This window comes from Mesorhizobium sp. YIM 152430, assembly GCF_029210365.1.
GTDB lineage: Bacteria > Pseudomonadota > Alphaproteobacteria > Rhizobiales > Rhizobiaceae > Aliihoeflea.
In genome coordinates, this window is record NZ_JARGES010000018.1 from 22,396 (window position 1) to 40,154 (window position 17,759).

The 17,759-nt window shown below is 64.5% G+C and carries 17 protein-coding genes and 1 other annotated feature; of the genes, 7 read left to right on the forward strand and 10 right to left on the reverse strand.

Translation table 11 applies throughout. The features are described 5' to 3' along the window. The first annotated feature begins 4 nt into the window (after window positions 1–4). The 7 genes from ehuD to PZ895_RS02655 all read left to right on the forward strand — a co-directional run bounded on the left by ehuD (window position 5) and on the right by PZ895_RS02655 (window position 6,521). Window positions 5–673: an ectoine/hydroxyectoine ABC transporter permease subunit EhuD gene (ehuD, locus tag PZ895_RS02625; protein WP_275837477.1), complete on the forward strand. Its 669-nt coding sequence runs from the start codon at window positions 5–7 to the stop codon at window positions 671–673. Then, window positions 673–1,494, forward strand: coding sequence for an ectoine/hydroxyectoine ABC transporter ATP-binding protein EhuA (gene ehuA, locus PZ895_RS02630; protein WP_275837478.1), 822 nt, complete (start codon window positions 673–675; stop codon window positions 1,492–1,494). Before ehuD ends, ehuA begins: the two co-directional genes overlap by 1 nt. Next, complete coding sequence (eutB, locus tag PZ895_RS02635) at window positions 1,491–2,498, forward strand: hydroxyectoine utilization dehydratase EutB (protein ID WP_275837479.1); 1,008 nt, start codon at window positions 1,491–1,493, stop codon at window positions 2,496–2,498. Before ehuA ends, eutB begins: the two co-directional genes overlap by 4 nt. Continuing rightward, window positions 2,488–3,480 carry a cyclodeaminase gene (locus PZ895_RS02640; RefSeq protein ID WP_275837480.1) on the forward strand — a complete coding sequence of 331 codons (993 nt, stop codon included), beginning with the start codon at window positions 2,488–2,490 and terminating at the stop codon, window positions 3,478–3,480. Before eutB ends, PZ895_RS02640 begins: the two co-directional genes overlap by 11 nt. 62 nt (window positions 3,481–3,542) lie before the next feature. After that, window positions 3,543–4,028, forward strand: coding sequence for an Lrp/AsnC family transcriptional regulator (locus PZ895_RS02645; protein WP_275837481.1), 486 nt, complete (start codon window positions 3,543–3,545; stop codon window positions 4,026–4,028). 115 nt (window positions 4,029–4,143) lie between these two features. Continuing rightward, a complete protein-coding gene (locus PZ895_RS02650) occupies window positions 4,144–5,631 on the forward strand; it encodes an NAD-dependent succinate-semialdehyde dehydrogenase (RefSeq protein WP_275837482.1) in 1,488 nt (495 codons plus the stop codon). 113 nt (window positions 5,632–5,744) lie between these two features. Continuing rightward, window positions 5,745–6,521 (forward strand): cyclase family protein, encoded by a 777-nt coding sequence (locus PZ895_RS02655; RefSeq protein ID WP_275837483.1) that lies wholly within the window; start codon window positions 5,745–5,747, stop codon window positions 6,519–6,521. Window positions 6,522–6,595: 74 nt separating this feature from the next. Here PZ895_RS02655 and PZ895_RS02660 read toward each other — a convergent pair whose 3' ends face one another. The 10 genes from PZ895_RS02660 to PZ895_RS02705 all read right to left on the reverse strand — a co-directional run bounded on the left by PZ895_RS02660 (window position 6,596) and on the right by PZ895_RS02705 (window position 17,724). Continuing rightward, on the reverse strand, window positions 6,596–7,447 hold the full coding sequence (locus PZ895_RS02660) for a universal stress protein (protein WP_275837484.1): 852 nt from the start codon (window positions 7,445–7,447) through the stop codon (window positions 6,596–6,598). 67 nt (window positions 7,448–7,514) lie between these two features. Continuing rightward, complete coding sequence (locus tag PZ895_RS02665) at window positions 7,515–8,999, reverse strand: SulP family inorganic anion transporter (protein WP_275837485.1); 1,485 nt, start codon at window positions 8,997–8,999, stop codon at window positions 7,515–7,517. 68 nt (window positions 9,000–9,067) lie between these two features. Further along, window positions 9,068–9,123 (reverse strand) — a sequence feature (sul1 is cis-regulatory element that is thought to sense ions involved in sulfur or methionine metabolism; They are found in Alphaproteobacteria). A 204-nt stretch (window positions 9,124–9,327) separates the two neighbouring features. Beyond that, entirely contained in the window at window positions 9,328–10,059 is a 732-nt protein-coding gene (locus PZ895_RS02670; protein ID WP_275837486.1) for an SDR family oxidoreductase, read from the reverse strand. Continuing rightward, window positions 10,056–10,862 carry a cyclase family protein gene (locus tag PZ895_RS02675; protein WP_275837487.1) on the reverse strand — a complete coding sequence of 269 codons (807 nt, stop codon included), beginning with the start codon at window positions 10,860–10,862 and terminating at the stop codon, window positions 10,056–10,058. The genes PZ895_RS02670 and PZ895_RS02675 overlap by 4 nt, the downstream gene beginning before the upstream one ends. After that, window positions 10,862–12,118: an SDR family NAD(P)-dependent oxidoreductase gene (locus tag PZ895_RS02680; protein WP_275837488.1), complete on the reverse strand. Its 1,257-nt coding sequence runs from the start codon at window positions 12,116–12,118 to the stop codon at window positions 10,862–10,864. The genes PZ895_RS02675 and PZ895_RS02680 overlap by 1 nt, the downstream gene beginning before the upstream one ends. Further along, complete coding sequence (locus tag PZ895_RS02685; RefSeq protein WP_275837489.1) at window positions 12,115–13,290, reverse strand: thiolase family protein; 1,176 nt, start codon at window positions 13,288–13,290, stop codon at window positions 12,115–12,117. The genes PZ895_RS02680 and PZ895_RS02685 overlap by 4 nt, the downstream gene beginning before the upstream one ends. Next, window positions 13,290–14,927: an AMP-binding protein gene (locus tag PZ895_RS02690; RefSeq protein ID WP_275837490.1), complete on the reverse strand. Its 1,638-nt coding sequence runs from the start codon at window positions 14,925–14,927 to the stop codon at window positions 13,290–13,292. Before PZ895_RS02690 ends, PZ895_RS02685 begins: the two co-directional genes overlap by 1 nt. Before the next feature lie 7 nt (window positions 14,928–14,934). After that, the gene (locus tag PZ895_RS02695) at window positions 14,935–15,417 is read right to left on the reverse strand and encodes an aromatic-ring-hydroxylating dioxygenase subunit beta (protein WP_275837491.1); all 483 of its coding nucleotides are present in this window, start codon (window positions 15,415–15,417) and stop codon (window positions 14,935–14,937) included. After that, window positions 15,414–16,748 carry an aromatic ring-hydroxylating dioxygenase subunit alpha gene (locus PZ895_RS02700; RefSeq protein WP_275837492.1) on the reverse strand — a complete coding sequence of 445 codons (1,335 nt, stop codon included), beginning with the start codon at window positions 16,746–16,748 and terminating at the stop codon, window positions 15,414–15,416. Before PZ895_RS02700 ends, PZ895_RS02695 begins: the two co-directional genes overlap by 4 nt. Before the next feature lie 10 nt (window positions 16,749–16,758). Further along, window positions 16,759–17,724: a PDR/VanB family oxidoreductase gene (locus PZ895_RS02705; RefSeq protein WP_275837493.1), complete on the reverse strand. Its 966-nt coding sequence runs from the start codon at window positions 17,722–17,724 to the stop codon at window positions 16,759–16,761. Window positions 17,725–17,759 lie beyond the last annotated feature (35 nt).

The window sequence follows — 17,759 nt, forward strand, 5'->3', positions numbered from 1 at the left end:
GGCCATGCTCGACTGGCGCTGGGACTTCACCTGGGAAATCCTGCCCCGCCTGCTGGCGGCCACCGGCAACACGCTCCTGGCGGCCGGCCTCGGCTACGCCATCGCCGTGGTGCTGGGGCTGGTGCTCGCGCTGGCGCAGCGCACGCCGCTCACCGTGCTGACCGTGGCGGTGCGCGAGATGGTCGAGTTCATTCGCTCGACGCCGCTGGTTTTGCAAATCTTCTTCGTCTTCTATGTCGGCCCGCAATTCGGCATACGGCTGTCGCCATGGACGGCGGGCATGATCGCCATCGGCCTGCACTATGCCGCCTATCTTTCGGAGGTCTATCGCGGCGGGCTGGAAAGCGTGCCGAAAGGACAGTGGGAAGCCGCCAGGTCGCTCAACCTGTCGACGGGCCGGACCTATTTCCGCGTCATTCTCCCGCAGGCTTTGCCGCCGTCTCTGGCCGGCATGGGCAATTATCTGGTCGGCATCTTCAAGGACACGCCGATGCTGTCGGTGATCGGCGTGGCCGAACTCATGCACACGGCCAACGCGATCGGGTCGCAGACCTACCGGTTCCTCGAACCCTTCACGCTGGTCGGCATCATTTTCCTTCTCATCTCGCTGCCAACGGCGGCGGCGATCCGGCTCTTCGAGGGCTGGGTGCGGCGCAAACTCGGAATGGGCTGATGGATATTTCGGACATATCAGATTTCCCTCTCGCGCTGGAGCGCGACACGGCCCCGATGGTGAGCTTCCGGAAAGTCACCAAATCCTACGGCAGCCTCGTGGTGCTCGATGCGCTCGACCTCGACGTGGCAGAGGGCGAGATGGTCACGATCATCGGCCCGTCCGGTTCGGGCAAGACGACCGTGCTGCGGATGCTGATGACGCTCGAGACCATCAATGGCGGCGTCATCTATGTCGACGGCGAGCCGCTCACCCATATGGAGCGGGACGGCAGGCTGGTTCGGGCGAACGACCGGCATCTGCGCAAGATCCGCTCGAAGATCGGCATGTGCTTCCAGCACTTCAACCTGTTCCCGCACATGACGGCGCTGGAAAATTGCATGGAAGGCCCGGTGCATGTGCTGGGCCTGTCGAAAAGGCAAGCGCGCGAGCGCTCGGAGGAGCTTCTGGCGATGGTCGGCATGGCCGACAAGCGCGACCAGCATCCCTCCCGCCTTTCCGGCGGCCAGCAGCAGCGCGTCGCCATCGCGCGCGCGCTCGCCATGCGGCCGAAGGTCATGCTGTTCGACGAAGTGACCTCCGCGCTCGACCCGGAGGTGATCGGCGAAGTGACCAACGTCATTCGGGAACTGGTGGGAAAGCACAATCTGACCATGCTGATGGTGACGCACCAGATGGGGTTCGCCAAGGACATTTCCGATCGCATCTGCTTCTTCTATGGCGGCCGCATCGAGGAACAGGGAACGCCCGAAGAGCTTTTCGGCAACCCTCAAAAGGAGCGCACCCGGCAGTTTCTGAGCGCGGTCAAGGAGGCGACTTGACGATCGACCTCGCCGACATTCTGGCCGCGCGGCGGGTGATCGCCGGCGTGGCGGTGCGCACGCCGCTGGTGCCCTCGTCGCATATGAGTGCCGTCGCGAACCAGGAATTCCTCATGAAACTGGAGACGGCGCAGCCGATCGGCGCGTTCAAGCTGCGCGGCGCGCTCAACGCGGTCGCCGCCGTTCCGGCCGGCGCGCCCGGCGTCGTTTGCTGTTCGACCGGCAATCACGGCCGGGGCATCGCCCATGCGGCCAGGGCGAGCGGCTTGCGGGCGGTCGTGTGCATGTCCGCGCTCGTTCCGCAGGCGAAGGTCGACGGCATCAGGGCGCTGGGGGGAGAGGTGCGCATCGTCGGGCGCAGCCAGGACGAAGCGCATGAGGAAAGCGTGCGGCTCGCGCGCGACGAAGGGCTGGTTTCAATCCCGCCCTTCGACGACCCGATGGTAATTGCGGGGCAGGGGACGATCGGGCTGGAAATGCTGGAGGATCGGCCGGATCTCGCGGCGATTCTGGTGCCGCTGTCCGGCGGCGGGCTCGCGGCGGGCGTCGCACTGGCCGCCAGGGCGATCAAGCCGTCGATCCGCGTGATCGGCATCACGATGGACCGCGGCGCGGCGATGGCGGAGTCGATCCGCGCCGGCAGGCCGATCGAGGTCGACGAAGTCGCCAGCCTCGCCGACTCGCTCGGCGGCGGCATCGGCGCCCACAACCGGCTGACCCTGTCGATGTGCCGCGATCTTCTCGACGATTGCGTGCTCGTCACCGAAGACGAGATCTACGACGCGATGCAGACGCTCTATTTCGAGGACCGCATGATCGCCGAGGGCGCGAGCGTGGTGGGCATCGCCGCGATGAAGGCCGGCAGGCTGCCGGCATTCGACGGCCCGGTGGCGACCATCCTCACCGGGCGCAACGTGGACATGGCGATCTTCACCGACATCGTCGCCGGACGCGGCGTGGCGCTCGGGGACGTCCAACTGAAAGGCCGCGCCTATGCCGCATGAAGTGACGATCCTGACCGAGGCGGATCTGCGGGGAGTGGTCAAGCTCGATTTGTCTGCAATCGCCGTCGTGGAGCGCGCTTTCGCCGCGCTCGCTTCGGGCTCCGTGGTGATGCCGCCGGTCCTGTCGATGGCCATAGAGGCGGCCAATGGCGAGGTGGATGTCAAGACAGCCTACATCCCCGGCTTCGAGGGCTTCGCCATCAAGGTGAGCCCCGGCTTTTTCGACAATCCGAAGATCGGGCTGCCGAGCCTCAACGGGCTGATGATCCTTTTTTCGGCGAAGACAGGCCTGGTGCAGGCGCTGCTTCTCGACAACGGCTATCTGACGGATGTCCGCACCGCCGCAGCCGGCGCCGTCGCCGCGCGGCATCTTGCACCGGCCACGGTCGAAACGGCGGGCGTGATCGGCACCGGCACGCAGGCGAGGCTTCAAATAGAGGCGGCGCATCTCGTGCGCCCGTTCGCCAAGCTCCTGGTCTGGGGGCGCAACGAGGAAAAGGCGCGGATATGCGCGGCCGATCTCGGTGCGCGGCTCGGAATCCCGGCAAAGGCCGTGACCGATCCCGCCCGCCTCGTGGCGGACAGCCAGTTCGTCGTCACCACGACGCCGGCCGAGCATCCGGTGCTGCGGTCCGAATGGCTGCATCCGGGCTTGCACGTCACGGCGATGGGCTCCGACCAGGCCGGCAAGAACGAGATCGAAGCCGCTGCGCTTGGCCGAGCCGATCTCTATGTCTGCGACAGGGTCGCCCAGTGCGAATTGCTCGGAGAGTTGCGCAGCGCCATCGCTGCGGGCGCATGGCAGGGCGGCGCGCCGCCCGAACTCGGCGACATCGTCTCTGGCAGGCGCGAAGGGCGCATGTCGGACGACCAGATCACGATCTGCGACCTGACCGGCACCGGCGCGCAGGACACCGCCATCGCGACCTTCGCGGTGGAGCGCGCGCGCAGTGCTGGCGCAGGATCGTCCATCCTGACCTGATGTCGCCATGGCCGCACTCTGCTTCCCGCTCCGGCCGAAAACGATCCGCATGAAAGGCTCCCATGCTGAAGCTGGACGACCGTGACCTCAGGATGCTCGCCATCCTGCGCGAGGAAGGCCGGGTCTCGAAAGCCGACCTCGCAAAGCGCATAAACCTGTCGGCAGCGCCATGCTGGGAGCGGCTGAAGCGGTTGGAGGACGCCGGCATCATCGTCGGCTATCGCGCCGAGGTGTCGCTTCGGAAGATCGCCGCGCATATCGTCGTCCTCATGGCGGTCGAACTGGAGCAGCATCGCGCCGAAGACTTCGCCCTGTTCGAACGCGCCATCGCGCCGCTCGACGAGATCGTGACCTGCTGGGCCGTGGGCGGCGGCTTCGACTACATCATGCAGATCGTCACGCGCGACATCGATTCCTATCAGCGGCTGGTCGACCATCTGCTGGAGGCGAGGACCGGGATCGCCCGCTACTTCACCTATGTCGTGACCAAGCCGGTGAAGCAGTCGGCAGGGCTGCCCTTCGACCTGCTGATCGGCGGCAAAGGATAGTCGGACAAGACGCCGAACTTGCGAAGGATCGTCTGCGCCAGGGCGCCGGAACCGAAGAAATTCGGGCCGCGTTCCGTCGATACTGTCGCCGTCCCCCAATAAGAGGTTGCCCATCATGCCCGCTTCCGCCGCAATGATCGAGAAAGCCTCGCTGTCGATGCTTGCCGACCCGCGCCTGTTTCGAGAATTCTCCTATGTCGGAGGCGCATGGACAGCTGGCTCGACCTCCCGCGCCATCGACGTGACGGACCCGGCCGACGGTTCCCGCGTCGGCAGCGTTCCAGCGCTGAGCGCCGCCGATGCACGGCAGGCGGTGGAAGCGGCACAGCGCGCCTTTCTTCCGTGGTCGGCGCAACTGCCGGCCCGGCGAAGCGAAATCCTGCGCCGTTGGTTCGAACTCATCCTTGCCTCGAAGGAGGATCTCGCGCTGCTGATGGTGCAGGAGCAGGGCAAACCGCTCTCGGAAGCGCGCGGCGAGATCGACTATGCGGTCTCCTTCGTCGAGTTCTATGCCGAGGAAGCCAAACGGCTGAACGTGGAGAGCGTCACGTCGCATCTGCCGCACGCCGAGATGCGCCTGACCCGCCAGCCGGTCGGGGTCGCCGCGCTCGTCACGCCCTGGAATTTTCCATCCGCGATGCTGACCCGCAAGGCGGCCGCGGCGCTTGCCGCCGGATGCACGGTCGTCGCGCATCCGTCGTCGCAGACGCCGTTCTCCGCGCTGGCGCTCGCAGAACTCGCAGAGCGCGCCGGCTTCCCGGCCGGCGTCTTCAACGTGGTGACGGGGAACGCGCCGGAGATCGTCGGCGCCCTGACCGCCTCGCCGCTCGTGCGGGCGCTGTCGTTCACCGGCTCGACTGAGGTCGGCCGGCTTCTCTACGGCCAATCGGCGCCCACCATAAAGCGGCTGATCATGGAACTCGGCGGGCACGCACCGTTTCTCGCCTTCGCCGACTGCGACATGGATCGCGCGGTGGATTGCGCCGTCGCGGCCAAGTTCGCCACCTCCGGCCAGGACTGCCTCGCCGCCAACCGGCTGCTTGTCGAACGGCCGATCTACGAACGGTTTGTCGCCTCCTTCGCGGACAAGGTGAAGGCGATGCGGGTCGGCGCCGGCATGAGTGATCCGCAGATCGGGCCGCTGATCGACGGCCGCGCCGTGGCCAAGCAGAAGGAGCATGTGGCGGACGCGCTTTCGCGCGGCGCCCGGCTGCTTGCGGGCGGCGGCGGGCATCGCGCCGGGCCGTTCTTCTTCGAGCCGACGGTTCTGGCCGACGTGCCGGACGACGCGCTGATCTTCCGCGAAGAGACGTTCGGTCCCGTCGCCGCCTTCGCGCCCTTCGACGACGAGGCGGAGGCGCTGGACAAGGCCAACCGGACCGAAACCGGCCTCGTCGCATATCTGCACACGCGCGACGATGCGCGCATCGCGCGCCTGTGCGATCGGCTCGAATTCGGGATGGTCGCCGTCAACCGCACCAAGATCACCGGGGCGCCCGTTCCGTTCGGCGGCGTCAAGCAGGCGGGGCTCGCCCGCGAAGGCTCCCGCCACGGGCTCGAAGCCTATACCGACCTCAAATATGTCTGTCGCCAGACGGCATGAACCGCCCCCGGTCGGCAAGGCATGGGGCAATTCGCTGATGCGCTATCCGCCCTCGTCTCGATCGTGCTATTTGCGGGCATCTGCCTCGACCTGTTGGAAGAAGGGTTCACGTCATGGCGCGCCGGATCGTCGATATCTCCACCGCGCTCAAGGCAGGCATCGCCTCCGATCCCAAAGGCACCGAGCCGCAGATCACCTATGTCGATCACCGACAGTCGGTCGGTCAGATCACCGGCTTCTTTCCCGGCCTGACCAGAGACCAGCTTCCGGCCGGCGAGGGCTGGGCGATCGAGCAGTTGGTCGTCTCGACGCACAATGGCACACATCTCGACGCGCCCTACCACTTCCATTCGACCATGGACGGGGGCAAGCGCGCCCTGACCATCGACGAGGTGCCGCTGGAATGGTGCTTCGGTCCGGGCGTGAAGCTCGATTTCCGTCATCTGCCCGACGGGCATGTCGTCACGGCCGGCGAGGTCGAAGCCGAGCTTCAGCGCATCGGCCATGAGATCGATCCGGGCGACATCGTCGTGGTCAACACCTCTGCTGCGGCCAGATACGGCCAGGACGACTACCTCGCCTCCGGCTGCGGCATGGGCAGGGAAGCGACGCTGTATCTGACCAGCCGCGGCGTGCGCGTCACCGGCACCGACGCCTGGAGTTGGGACGCGCCCTTCATTCACACCGCCCGGCGCTACGCCGAGACAGGAGACGCCTCGCTGATCTGGGAAGGCCATCGGGCCGGCATGGAGATCGGCTATTGCCACATCGAGAAGCTCGCGAACCTCGATCTGCTGCCGCCGACCGGCTATATGATCGCCTGCTTCCCCTTCAAGATCGAGAAGGCATCGGCCGGCTTTACCCGCGCGGTCGCGATTTTCGAGGACTAGGCGCCGGGGGAGACAATGAGCGCATCGTCGAAAGGCCCGACATTGCACTCCCACGCTGCGGAGAAGGCGAGGCTTCACCTGAAGAGGACGACCGGAATCTTGCAGGACCGCATCATCTGCGCCGTCGTCGAGCCGATGATCATCGCACGGATGCGCGAATGGCCATAGGCGCCCATGACGAGGAGGTCGATGCCGTCGCGTTCGACGACGTCGGAAATCGCCGTCTCCGGCTGGCCGGATGCGATTTCGATCGACGCGGTATGACCGCCGGCCCGAAGCGTCGCCTGCGCATCCTCCAGCCGCCGCCGCACGTCGGCGCTCTCACTGCCAACGGTCAGAAGCCGGATGTCGAGGCCCGCAAAGAGCGGTGCGCGGGCGACATGGTCAACCGCCTTCATCACGCTTGGACCGCCATCATAGGCGATCAATACCTTTTCGATGGGGCGGAAGGCACGCGCTGCCACGAATACCGGCTTGGTGGCCGATCGCGCGATGCGTTCCAGGTTGGAGCCTATATGAAGCCTGGCGAAGTCCGCGGCCTCTCCGCGCTTGCCGATGACGATGCCGCGTGAGCCAGGCTCCGCATCGGCCACCGTTTCCAGAAGATCGCCGTGCCGCAGTCTTGAAGTGACGTCTTCAACACCGGCAGAGCGGAGGACGGCTTCCGCGTCTTCGAGGATGGCCCGGCCACGCTTCTGTGCCAGCTTCGAGCGCTGTTCGTCGAGGCTCGACAGTTCTTCCAGCAACGCCGTGCGAGCGCCGAGCGCGATCGAGCCGGACAGGTCCGAACTCGCCGTTTCTCTTCGGCCGAGAACGTGAAGGAGTTCGACGGGCGCGCCCGTGCGCCGCGCGATCCAGGCTGCGTTCTCGCAGACGCTTTTCGAATAGATCGAGCCATCGACAAGGGCGATGAGTTTTTCGGTCATGCAGTCCTCCCTACCGGCAACCTGGCCGGAGCATGGATGGTGAGGCAAATCGACGGGCGAGGGCGGATCAATGCGCCATCAGCTTGTCGAGTGCGCCGGGCTTGTCGTGGATAGCGAGGCGATCGACGATGGTCTCGCTCGCCGCGTTCATGCCGACGATTTCCACTTCGGCGCCGTCGCGGCGGAACTTCAGCACCGCCATGTCGAGCGCGGCCACGCTGGAGATGTCCCAGATATGCGCGCGCGAGACGTCGATGGTCACCTTTTCCGCAGCTTCCTTGAAGTCGAAGGCGGCCATGAAGTCTTCCGCCGAGGCGAAGAAGAGTTGGCCTTCGACCACATAGGTCCGGTGACGCCCGTCCGCGCTGAGGCTCGACGACACGCGGAAGAGCTGCGCGATCTTCCAGGCGAAGAAGATGCCCGACAGAAGCACGCCGACGATGACCCCATAGGCGAGATTGTGCGTGAAGACGACGGTGACGACCGTTGCGATCATGACGATGGAAGAGGATCGCGGATGATCCTTCAGGTTGACGATCGACGACCAGGAGAAGGTGCCGATCGACACCATGATCATGATCGCGACCAGCGCGGCCATCGGAATCCGGCTGACCAGATCGCCCAACACGAGGATCATGAACAGGAGGAAGACGCCTGCGGCAAAGGTCGACAGCCGTCCGCGACCGCCGGACTTCACATTGATGATCGACTGCCCGATCATCGCACAGCCGGCCATGCCGCCGATGAAGCCGGTCGCCGTGTTGGCGATGCCCTGTCCGATGCACTCCTGATGACGATCCGACGGCGTGTCGGTGAGATCGTCGACGATCTGCGCCGTCATCAGGGATTCAAGCAGGCCGACGACCGCCACCGCCGCCGAATAGGGCAGGATGATCAAGAGCGTGTCGAGATTGAGCGGAATGTCCGGGATCAGGAAGATCGGGAGCGTGGACGGCAGTTCGCCCATGTCGCCCACCGTACGCAGATCGAAGCCGAAGAAGATCGTGACCGCCGTCAGGACGACGAGGGCAACCAGCGGCGACGGGATCGCTTTCGTGAGATAGGGGAACAGGTAGATGATCGCGAGGCCGGCGGCGACCATGACATAGGTCAGGTTCGGCACGCCGACGAGTTCGGGAATCTGCGCCATGAAGATGAGGATTGCGAGCGCGTTGACGAACCCGGTCATCACGGAACGCGAGACGAACCGCATCACCGAACCCAACTTGAGAAGCCCAGCGGCGATCTGCAGAAGTCCTGCGAGCACGGTTGCGGCGAGGAGATATTGCAGCCCATGATCGCGCACCAGCGTGACCATGAGAACGGCGGTTGCGGCGGTCGCAGCCGAGATCATGCCCGGCCGGCCGCCGACGAATGCGATCAGAACGGCGATCGAGAAAGACGCGTACAGGCCGACCTGAGGATCGACGCCGGCGATGATGGAAAAGGCGATGGCTTCGGGGATGAGCGCGAGTGCAACGACGAGCCCGGCGAGCAGGTCACCGCGCACATTGCCGAACCACTGCGCGCGATAAGCGGACAAGGAGGTCATGAAGTTCCTGGGAATTCAAAATCAAGAAACGGTGCGTGGAGAACCGCGCGACAAGTCGGCATTGATTTCGTTGTCCGGCGGATCGGCGGCCGGAAGAGCCACCCGGGCTTTCACCGGGTCCGTGCGATTGCGCTCACATACCTCCGAAACCTGTTGCGGCACAACATGCAACATCGGCATGGCTGCCATGCATGGCCGGTTGGACGGCTCATGACGATTCGGCAGCGTTTGCGGGATGGGACAGCGCCCGTAACGGCTGTTGCCGGGTCATCGAGAGGGTGACGCCGCATGAGCCGATCCGCCTGATCTCAACGGCGGGCGAGATGGGTCAAAGGATCGACCCTCCGACACTCGCGCCGCCGCAGACATAGAGCGTCTGGCCGGTGACGAAGCCGGATTTCGGATCGCAGAAGAACAGGAAGGCGTTGGTTACGTCCTCCACGGTTCCCAATCGCCCCACCGGGATTCGCGCGGCGAGTTCCGCCTCGCGTTCGCTGCCTTTCGGGATGATCCCCCAGAAATTGTCCGTCAGGATGGGACCGGGGGCCACGACGTTGACCGTGATGCCGTGTGTTGCGAGCTCAAGTGCCCATGTGCGTGCCATGCCGATCATGCCGGCTTTGGAGGCGCTGTAGGCGGTTCGTGTCGGCGCGCCGAGGGCTGCTCGGGAGGCATTGAACATGACGCGCCCGAATTGCCGCTCCTTCATCGCCGGCAGGAATGCCTGCAACAGCGTCAGAGCCGACCCGAGATGCAACTGGGCGAGGCCGGTTATGTCTTCCGGCTTTGCCTCTTCGACCAGGTTCGGCCAGATCAGGCCGGCATTGTGGACAAGATGGGTGACCTCGTGGTCCCTGGCGATCGTGGCTCCCGCTTGCCTGACCGCCTCCGGATCGAGAAGATCGGCCTCGACCGAAACGAGCCTCACATGTGACTTTTCCGGCGCATGGCGCGCGACCGAAACGACTGTGTAGCCCTGCTCCAGCAGGCGGTCGGCGAGATCGGCACCGATGCCCTTGTTGCCGCCGGTGATGACGGCCGTGAAGTTCGCCTCGCTCATGCGTCTTTTCCCGGTACGAGCGCGATGACGCGCAACGGGCTGCCCGTGCCCTTCTTGATCTTGAGCGGCGTCGCCACGATCACCGCGCCGGTGGGCGGCAGGCGATCGAGATTGTTGAGGCATTGCAGGCCGTAGCGGCCGGCGCCATGCAGGATGAAGTGCGCGGGGTAGGGGGGCGTGTAGTGCATTCCCTGGCCGGCATCCGTGCCGACGGTCTCCGTCCCGAAGCCGCGAATGCCGCGCTCCTCGACGAGCAGCCGTATCGCGTCGGGCGTCGGGCCCGGCGAATGTGGACCGTCATCGCGCATGTTCAGGTATGCCGCGCCGCGCCGCTTCGACCAATCGGTCCGCATCAATACCCAGCAATCTCGTGGGATCGGGCCGTTGGTCTTTTCCCAATCGCGAATGATCTGAGGCGTCAGCTCGAAATCTTCATCTTCGCCGGCGCCCGCCGAGCAGTCGATCACGCATACCGGGCCGACGAACCGGTCGACCGGTATCTCGTCCACGTTTCCATGCGGGATGTCGCGGCCGGAAATCCAGTGCGACGGTGCGTCGAAATGCGTTCCGGTATGCTCGCAAAGGCTGATATTGTGCCACTTCCAGGCCGGGCCACGATGGTCGTAGGCGGAAATCTCCTCCATGCGGAAGCGGGCGCACTGGCCGAATTCAGGTGGCAGGATGATGACGGGGAAATCCTGGTCGAGCGTGTGGGTGAGATCCACCACCTCGATGCCGCCCGAGGCGATGGCGCCTGCCATCTGCGCCAGCAGATCGGCGCTCCTGTTGTCGATCGCGTCCATCAGCCTTCTCCCGCCTGGGCCATCATCTCGCGCTCGAGTACCTTCGGCCCCTGCCGCCAGCGATCGATCAGATCCTTCGCGACGTCACCGACATAAACGTCCTCGAGACCGTCCTTGAGCCCCGCAATCACCGATTTGGCGAGAGCCGACGGCGCGACTTTCGGGGGTGGCAGCGGCTGGTGCCATTCGTCCTCGGTGGGTCCGGTATAGACGTTCATGACACGTACGCCGCCAGGTGCCATCTCGGCCCGCAAACAATGGGATAGCGACAGCGCCGCCGCGTTGGAGGCCGAAAACACGCCATATGCCGGCATGTTGGCGTATGCATAGACGGACAGGATGTTGACCCACGCGACCGCGCTGTTGACGCCGTCGGCGCCACGGCCGCTCATGGCCGGTCCGAAAGCCTGCGCAAGCCGCATCAGCCCGAGCACGTTGGTCTCGAATTCGTCGCGCGCAAAGACTGTATCGCCGCGATCCATGATCCCGCCCGGTCGCATGAAGCGTGAATTGTTGACCAGAATGTCGGTCTTGCCCCCGATCTCGCCGGCAAGTTCGCAGACCGAACGGGTGTCGGTGACATCGAGCGGGACGATCGCAACGTTGGAGACGGCAGCGAGCGCGGCGCGGTGCGGGTAGGGCCGCCATCCTTCCGGCTCGCCGACGAAGATGCTGGTCGCCCCCGCATCTGCGAACGCTTTGGCGAGCGCGACCGAATTCTCGTTGCGCGCGTCGGTGACGAGGATGCGGCGGAACTTCGGATCGGCGGTCAGTTCGCGTAGTTGAGGATCGTCCGCCATGTCGGCACTCCCATCCATTGGCAGGGCGAAGAAGACGCCCTGGCCCGATTTGTCGAGACGATTGACAAGCACCACCCTGGCGCCGCGCGCGACGTCGCCATGCACATGCGCCATCACGGACGGCCCGGCATCCAGCTTCACCGTTCCGATGCGCCATGGAGTCCGCTCGCGAAAATAGACATTGGTCGAGATGCGCACGGTCGTTTCGGCAATGAGCGCGCCGGCAGGCTTCACGTCACGCCATTTGAGACCGATCGAAAGGCATGTCGAGCAGGCGTCGCGCGGCGGATATTGCAGTGCGCCGCAGGCTTCGCAGCCTTGCAACATGAAGCGGCCTTCGGCGGCAGCGGCGGCCAATCCCAGCGCGGCGCGGCTGCGCAATCCGGACGGAAGCGTCGGGACACGCGTGCGCTTTTGCGGGTTCTTCCTTGGCGGTGGCGCGATCGGCCTGGTCATTCGCCTGCTCCCGAGATGATGGCGGCGTTGGAGCAGACGCCACGGTCGAAGTTGATCATGCCGAAACCGGACACCATCGCGGTGCGTGCGCCCTCAACCTGCGTCGGCCCCGCCGCGCCCGCTACCTGCCGGATCGCTTCGACAAGACCGATATAGCCGCCGGCGGCGCCGGCCTGTCCGGCCGAAAGTTGACCGCCCGACGTGTTGTGCGGAAAGTCGCCGCCAATCGTCAGATCCTTGCTGCGAACGAATTGCGGACCTTCGCCCTTGGCGCAGAAGCCCAGGTCCTCGAACTGCATCATCGATATCACGGGGTAGTCGTCATAGGTCTGTAGGAGGTCGATGTCGTCGGGCCTTGCATCCGCCATCGCGTAGAGCTCGTCGATGTCCATCGCCCAGCCGCCGCGCATCTGGATCGGATCTTCCGGAAAGGCATTGTGCCGCTCGATGGTCGAGCGGATGTGCGCATGGGTGAGACCTGCGGCGCGGGCATCTTCCTCGCGCATGACGAGAAAGGCTTCCGAACCCGCGACCGGCATCACGCAGTCGAAAAGCGCGATGGGATCGGAGATCATTCGTGCGGAAAGATACTGTTCCATCGTCAGTGGCGACTTCATCACCGCGTGAGGATTGCGGAGGGCATTGTCGCGCTGCGCCACGCTGATCCGGCCGAAATCCTCCTTCGTCGCTCCGAATGCCTGCATGTAATGGTCGGTCAGGAGTGCGAAGCAGGCATTCGGCCCGCCGGCGCCATAGGGATAGGACGCGTCCTGGGCGAAGCGCGAAAAGCTTGAGAGCATCCGCCGGAAGCTGTCGACGTGATTGGTATCGCCTGCCACGCACGCCACCACGTCGACATCGCCGGCCTGAACGGCCCGCGCTGCGCGCCGGACGGCAGCGATGCCGCTCGCTCCGCCCATCGGGATGTGATCGAGCCAGCGTGGGGAAAGACCAAGGTGCTGGGTCAGGCCAACAGCCGTGTCCGGAAAGAGGCTGAAGCTGGAGACCGAGAAACCGTCGAGATCAGCCGGCCGGATTCCTGCCGTCCGCAGGCATTCCGAGAGGGCGCGAGCGATCCACCAATGGGCGGTATCGGTTGAAAAGCGCTGATAGGGAATGGTGACCGGTGCGGCCAGGACCACGCCGTCATAGGCTTGTCGCCGACGCGCCATCAAGCGGCCTGCCGCTTCTTCATCGCACGCGTATCGACCGTTTCCGGGTCGGCGAGCAGGCGGGGCACGAGCGTTTTCAACTCGCCGCGCTGGATTTTCTGCGTCGCGGTCAGCGGGAGGGCGTTCAGAAAGGCGACGTAGCCGGGCACCTTGTAGTAGGCCACGCGCTCAAGACACCATGAGACGATTGCACGGGCCGACGCCTCACTGCGTTCGCCCTCGACGACGAGGCAGGCAAACACCTCGTCGCCGCGCAACTCGTCCGGCGCAGCCGCGACCGCGGCCGCCTTGATGTCGGGGTGCTGCATCAGGATCGATTCGACCTCGACCGCGGCGATGTTTTCGCCCGAGCGACGGATGACGTTCTTCTTGCGGTCGACGAAGAAGAAGTCGCCATCGGCATCCCGCCGGACGATGTCGCCCGTGTGAAACCAACCATCGGCCCAGGCTTCGGCCGTCGCTTCGGGGTTCTTGTAGTATTCGCAGAAGAAGCCGTAGCGGGGATCGCCGCCGGCATGGCGAACAAGCAACTCGCCGGGCTGGTCTGCCTCTGCCTCCCGTCCCTGATCCGTCACGATCCTTGCCTCGACGCTGCCGCGAGGCCTGCCGAGACAACTCGACCCCCGCTTGCGCGGCTCCCTATTGGCGGCGATCACGGCACCGGCACCGGTTTCCGTCATCGCCCAGGCCTCGACGAGGGGAATGCCGAAGCGATCTTCGAACGGGCCATGCAGCTTCGGATCGATCCCGGCGCCGAATCCGAAACGGACATCATGATCGCGATCGGCGGGCGAGGGCTGCGCCTTCATGAGCATCGACGGCATGACGCCGAGATAGTGCAGGCATGTCGCCCGTGACTGGCGCACGCTCCGCCACCACGTCCGCGGATGGAAGCGGTCGAGCGCGGTCAGGCAGCCGCCGACGCCGATCATTGCCATCAGCGAGTAGGCCATGGCGTTCATGTGGAAGATCGGCAGCGGCGTTATCATCCGTTCGCCTTCCTGGCTTAGCGCGCAGATGCCGCCCGCCTCGGCATACCAGCGACCGGCGGCGAGGAAATAGAGGTTCGAAAGGACGCAGCCCTTCGGCTTGCCGGTCGTGCCGGATGTGTAGAGCATCGCGGCCTCCCGCTTCAGCGGATCGACGCCCGGCGTCTTCACGCGCATGGCCAGTTCAGCCGCCAGCGGCGGTGGCGCTTCGTCCGGCGCGACGACGGGAAAGCCGACGCCAGAGGCTGCTGCGGCCTTCTCGAGGTCGGCGATGCGAGAGGCAATGGCGACGGCCAGCACCGGCTCGGCGTGGCGTGCCATATATTCGAGTTCCGAAGACTGAAGGTCCGGATTGACCGGCACCACCGACAGGCCGAGTGCGTTCAGTGCAAACCAGTGCAGGAAGAAGGCTGGCCGGTTCTCCATAAGAAGCATGACGCGGCCGCCTGACACGTAACCGGCAGCACCGTAGGCGTCGCGCAGGCGCTCGACTTCCCCCAGCGCTTCGGCGTAGCTCCACTCATGCGCGTCGATGCCGTAAATCTCGGCCGTTTCCTCCAGCACGTTGAGGAAGGGACGCTCCGGCCAGGTCGCGGCGGCAGACCGGAGTGCGGTAAAGACGGTGGCGTGCGGCGCGATCTCGATCATGACGTGCCTAGAGGAACATCTGGATGTTGCCGAAGGCGGCGTCGCAGTTCAGCAGGTCGACGCGTTTCCTTTTCATCTTCAGTTTGCCGTCCACCATGACCAGATGGTGTCGGGCGTTGGCGGCGAGCAACGTCTGGTCGTCGAGCCGCGTCTCGACATAGTGGAATGCCGTGTGCGTGACGAACTCGCCCGCCCCGGCATCCAGCCTGTCGACGAAGGGACGCTGGATGACATGGTGGCAGCGCGTTTTCGGCTTCTGCGAAAAGGTGCGCTCACCCTTGAACCGCTCGACACGCAACTTGATCATGAAGAAGTCTTCATGCAGCAGCGAAGTCACGAGGTTCTCGTCCTGCTGGTTGTATTCGAGCGGCATCCAGTAGAGGCCGTCCGGCGTCCAAAGGTCGAGCCACTCATCGAAGCGCCCGTCGTCGAGCATACGTGCTTCTTCGTAGACGAAGTCGATGAGGTCTTCCTTGCTGGGCGTGTTCATTGGCCGACCTCGTCCATGGTCATCGTCATGAATTTCGACCACGCGGCAAACTGGTTGCGCATCTGCCGCTCCGTCGTGCCGTTCTCGATCGCTTCTTTTTCGAAGTCTTCGCCGGGCTCGTAGAGCCGCTGGACATTGACCCATTCGAGCCCGTCGGAATGCAGCCCCTCCTGCGCGCGCTCATACATTTCGAGATCGTCGTGCCCGACCATGGAGGTGGGCGCATTGATGAGCCGGTTGTACATGGCAGTGCGTTGCAACAGCATGTCAGGGGCGTCGACGAGCCGGTAGATATAGCTTTCCACCAGCGTCTTGCTGGCCGAGATCGGCTTGAAGAGCCTGAGCTGCTGGATCGGGCCCTTGATCATGATGTTGGGGAAGTACACCGTGTTGTGCCGGTTCTCACCGAGTATCCTGCGGGCCTTCTCTTCGCCATGGGCCTTGCACATCTGTTCGAAATATCCCGGAACCGCCGAATAGTCCGAGTGGATGGAGTGATGCACGCCGGTATGGCCATGGCCGTTCGGCCAGGTGCGGATGCCCATGTTCTCGAAGAACTCGTAGGACGACATGAAGGGGGCGATGACTTCCATCGCCATCGGGGTCTTCGTCCCTTCCGGCTTGTCCATCTCTTCCCATAGCTTGATAGCAGTGCCGGCGGAGCTTTCATGCGCAACCATGGGATGGCAGGTGTCGGTCTGGTTCTCGACCAGCATCTTCCAGTTGCAGCGATGCATGTAACGCAGCGGCGGACCGGCGATCTCGAGCCGTCCGGCCGGCGACCGGTCGACCATGTTGTCGATTGAGCTGAGGGAATCGCCGAAGAACTCCTCGAAGGAGACGCCTTCGGAGGCAAGGCGCGCGAAGACGAAACCGCGATAGTTCTTCACGTCGCCGACCGGCGCCATGCCCTTGACGCTCTCGCTCTCTTCGAGGCCGGTGTCCTTGTAGCCCTTGCGCAGCGGGATCGCGAGAAGGCAGCCGTTCGTCTTGAATGACCAGGCATGGTACGGGCAGCGGAAGAACTTGCCGGTATTGCCCGAGCGGTCGATCGCGATCTTGGTTCCCTTGTGCGGGCAGCGATTGTGCAGGACATGGATTTCGCCATCTGAATGACGCACCATGATCATCGGCTGCGTGCCGATCTCGGTCGTGAAATAGTCGCCTTTGTCCGGGGTCTGGCTGTCGTGGCCGACGAACACCCAGCAATTGGCGAAGAGATGCTTCATCTCGAGCTGGAAGACGTCCTCGTCGATGTAGATGTCGCGATGCACTTCCGTCGGACGGACGAGGCCGGCGATGGCGGAGCGGTCCTTGGCGTGGCGGCTCATCAGCTTCCTCCTAAAGATCCAGAACCAGGCGGGCGGATTTCGCCCGCGACACGCAGATCTGCATCACGTCGTTGGCGGCGCGCTCGTCTTCCGTGAGGATCACGTCGCGATGGTCCGGCACGCCTTCCAGCACCGATGTCTGGCAGATGCCGCAGTCGCCCCGCTGGCAGTCGTACACCAGATCGACGCCGCCTTCTTCGAGAACCTCGATGATCGTCCTGCCGGGCGGAATGGTGAAGACTTCACCGGTCGATTTCACCTCGACCTCGAAAGGCTGGTCGCCGGACTGTTCTTCCGGCCGATCGAACAGCTCGAAATGAACGCGATCCTTTGAGAACCCCTCGGGAAGCGCCCGATCGCGAACGGCTTCGATCATCCCGCGCGGTCCGCAGACATAAAAGTGAGCATCGGCGGGGGCGCGCTCGATCAGTCCTGACAGATCGAGGCAGCGTTCGGCCTCGTCGTCGCAGTAGATGTTCAGAGCGTCACCGAATGTCTCTTCAATCTCGTCGACGAAAGCCATCAGCGGGCGCGATCGGCCCGAATAGTGAAATTCGAACGGCCGTCCGGCCCGCTTTAGCTCGGCGGCCATGGAGATGATCGGCGTCACGCCGATCCCGCCGGCCAGCAAGATGGCGGGACCCTCATGCGCGACGAGCCCGAATTCATTCTTGGGTGCCGAGGTTGCGATGGTGTCGCCCGGCTTCAGCCCATGCATGTAGCGCGAGCCACCTTTGCTCTCGGGCTCCATCAGGACACCCAGACGGTAGGTCCGAACGCCGGACGACGTATCGCTCCCCGCATCCGGGTTGATCAGCGAATAGTGACGCTCACCGCCATGGGGCAGGGCGATCCTGATGTGGGCGCCAGCTCGATAGCCGGGCAATTTCCGCCCGTCCTCGGACGCAAGTGTCAGCGCCCGGATCCGATCCGTCGGCGCTTCGACCGAACTGACTTTCAGCCGCAATTGCGACATGTGCAGGGACCTCCGCTTCTTGCTGCGGTCATCGG

Bases quoted from the DNA above. Each gene is read 5' to 3' on its own strand.
- ehuD (WP_275837477.1), top strand. From the start codon at position 5: ATGCTCGACTGGCGCTGGGACTTCACCTGGGAAATCCTGCCCCGCCTG.
- ehuA (WP_275837478.1), top strand. From the start codon at position 673: ATGGATATTTCGGACATATCAGATTTCCCTCTCGCGCTGGAGCGCGAC.
- PZ895_RS02640 (WP_275837480.1), top strand. From the start codon at position 2,488: ATGCCGCATGAAGTGACGATCCTGACCGAGGCGGATCTGCGGGGAGTG.
- PZ895_RS02645 (WP_275837481.1), top strand. From the start codon at position 3,543: ATGCTGAAGCTGGACGACCGTGACCTCAGGATGCTCGCCATCCTGCGC.
- PZ895_RS02650 (WP_275837482.1), top strand. From the start codon at position 4,144: ATGCCCGCTTCCGCCGCAATGATCGAGAAAGCCTCGCTGTCGATGCTT.
- PZ895_RS02655 (WP_275837483.1), top strand. From the start codon at position 5,745: ATGGCGCGCCGGATCGTCGATATCTCCACCGCGCTCAAGGCAGGCATC.
- PZ895_RS02660 (WP_275837484.1), bottom strand. From the start codon at position 7,447: ATGACCGAAAAACTCATCGCCCTTGTCGATGGCTCGATCTATTCGAAA.
- PZ895_RS02665 (WP_275837485.1), bottom strand. From the start codon at position 8,999: ATGACCTCCTTGTCCGCTTATCGCGCGCAGTGGTTCGGCAATGTGCGC.
- PZ895_RS02670 (WP_275837486.1), bottom strand. From the start codon at position 10,059: ATGAGCGAGGCGAACTTCACGGCCGTCATCACCGGCGGCAACAAGGGC.
- PZ895_RS02675 (WP_275837487.1), bottom strand. From the start codon at position 10,862: ATGGACGCGATCGACAACAGGAGCGCCGATCTGCTGGCGCAGATGGCA.
- PZ895_RS02680 (WP_275837488.1), bottom strand. From the start codon at position 12,118: ATGACCAGGCCGATCGCGCCACCGCCAAGGAAGAACCCGCAAAAGCGC.
- PZ895_RS02685 (WP_275837489.1), bottom strand. From the start codon at position 13,290: ATGGCGCGTCGGCGACAAGCCTATGACGGCGTGGTCCTGGCCGCACCG.
- PZ895_RS02690 (WP_275837490.1), bottom strand. From the start codon at position 14,927: ATGATCGAGATCGCGCCGCACGCCACCGTCTTTACCGCACTCCGGTCT.
- PZ895_RS02695 (WP_275837491.1), bottom strand. From the start codon at position 15,417: ATGAACACGCCCAGCAAGGAAGACCTCATCGACTTCGTCTACGAAGAA.
- PZ895_RS02700 (WP_275837492.1), bottom strand. From the start codon at position 16,748: ATGAGCCGCCACGCCAAGGACCGCTCCGCCATCGCCGGCCTCGTCCGT.
- PZ895_RS02705 (WP_275837493.1), bottom strand. From the start codon at position 17,724: ATGTCGCAATTGCGGCTGAAAGTCAGTTCGGTCGAAGCGCCGACGGAT.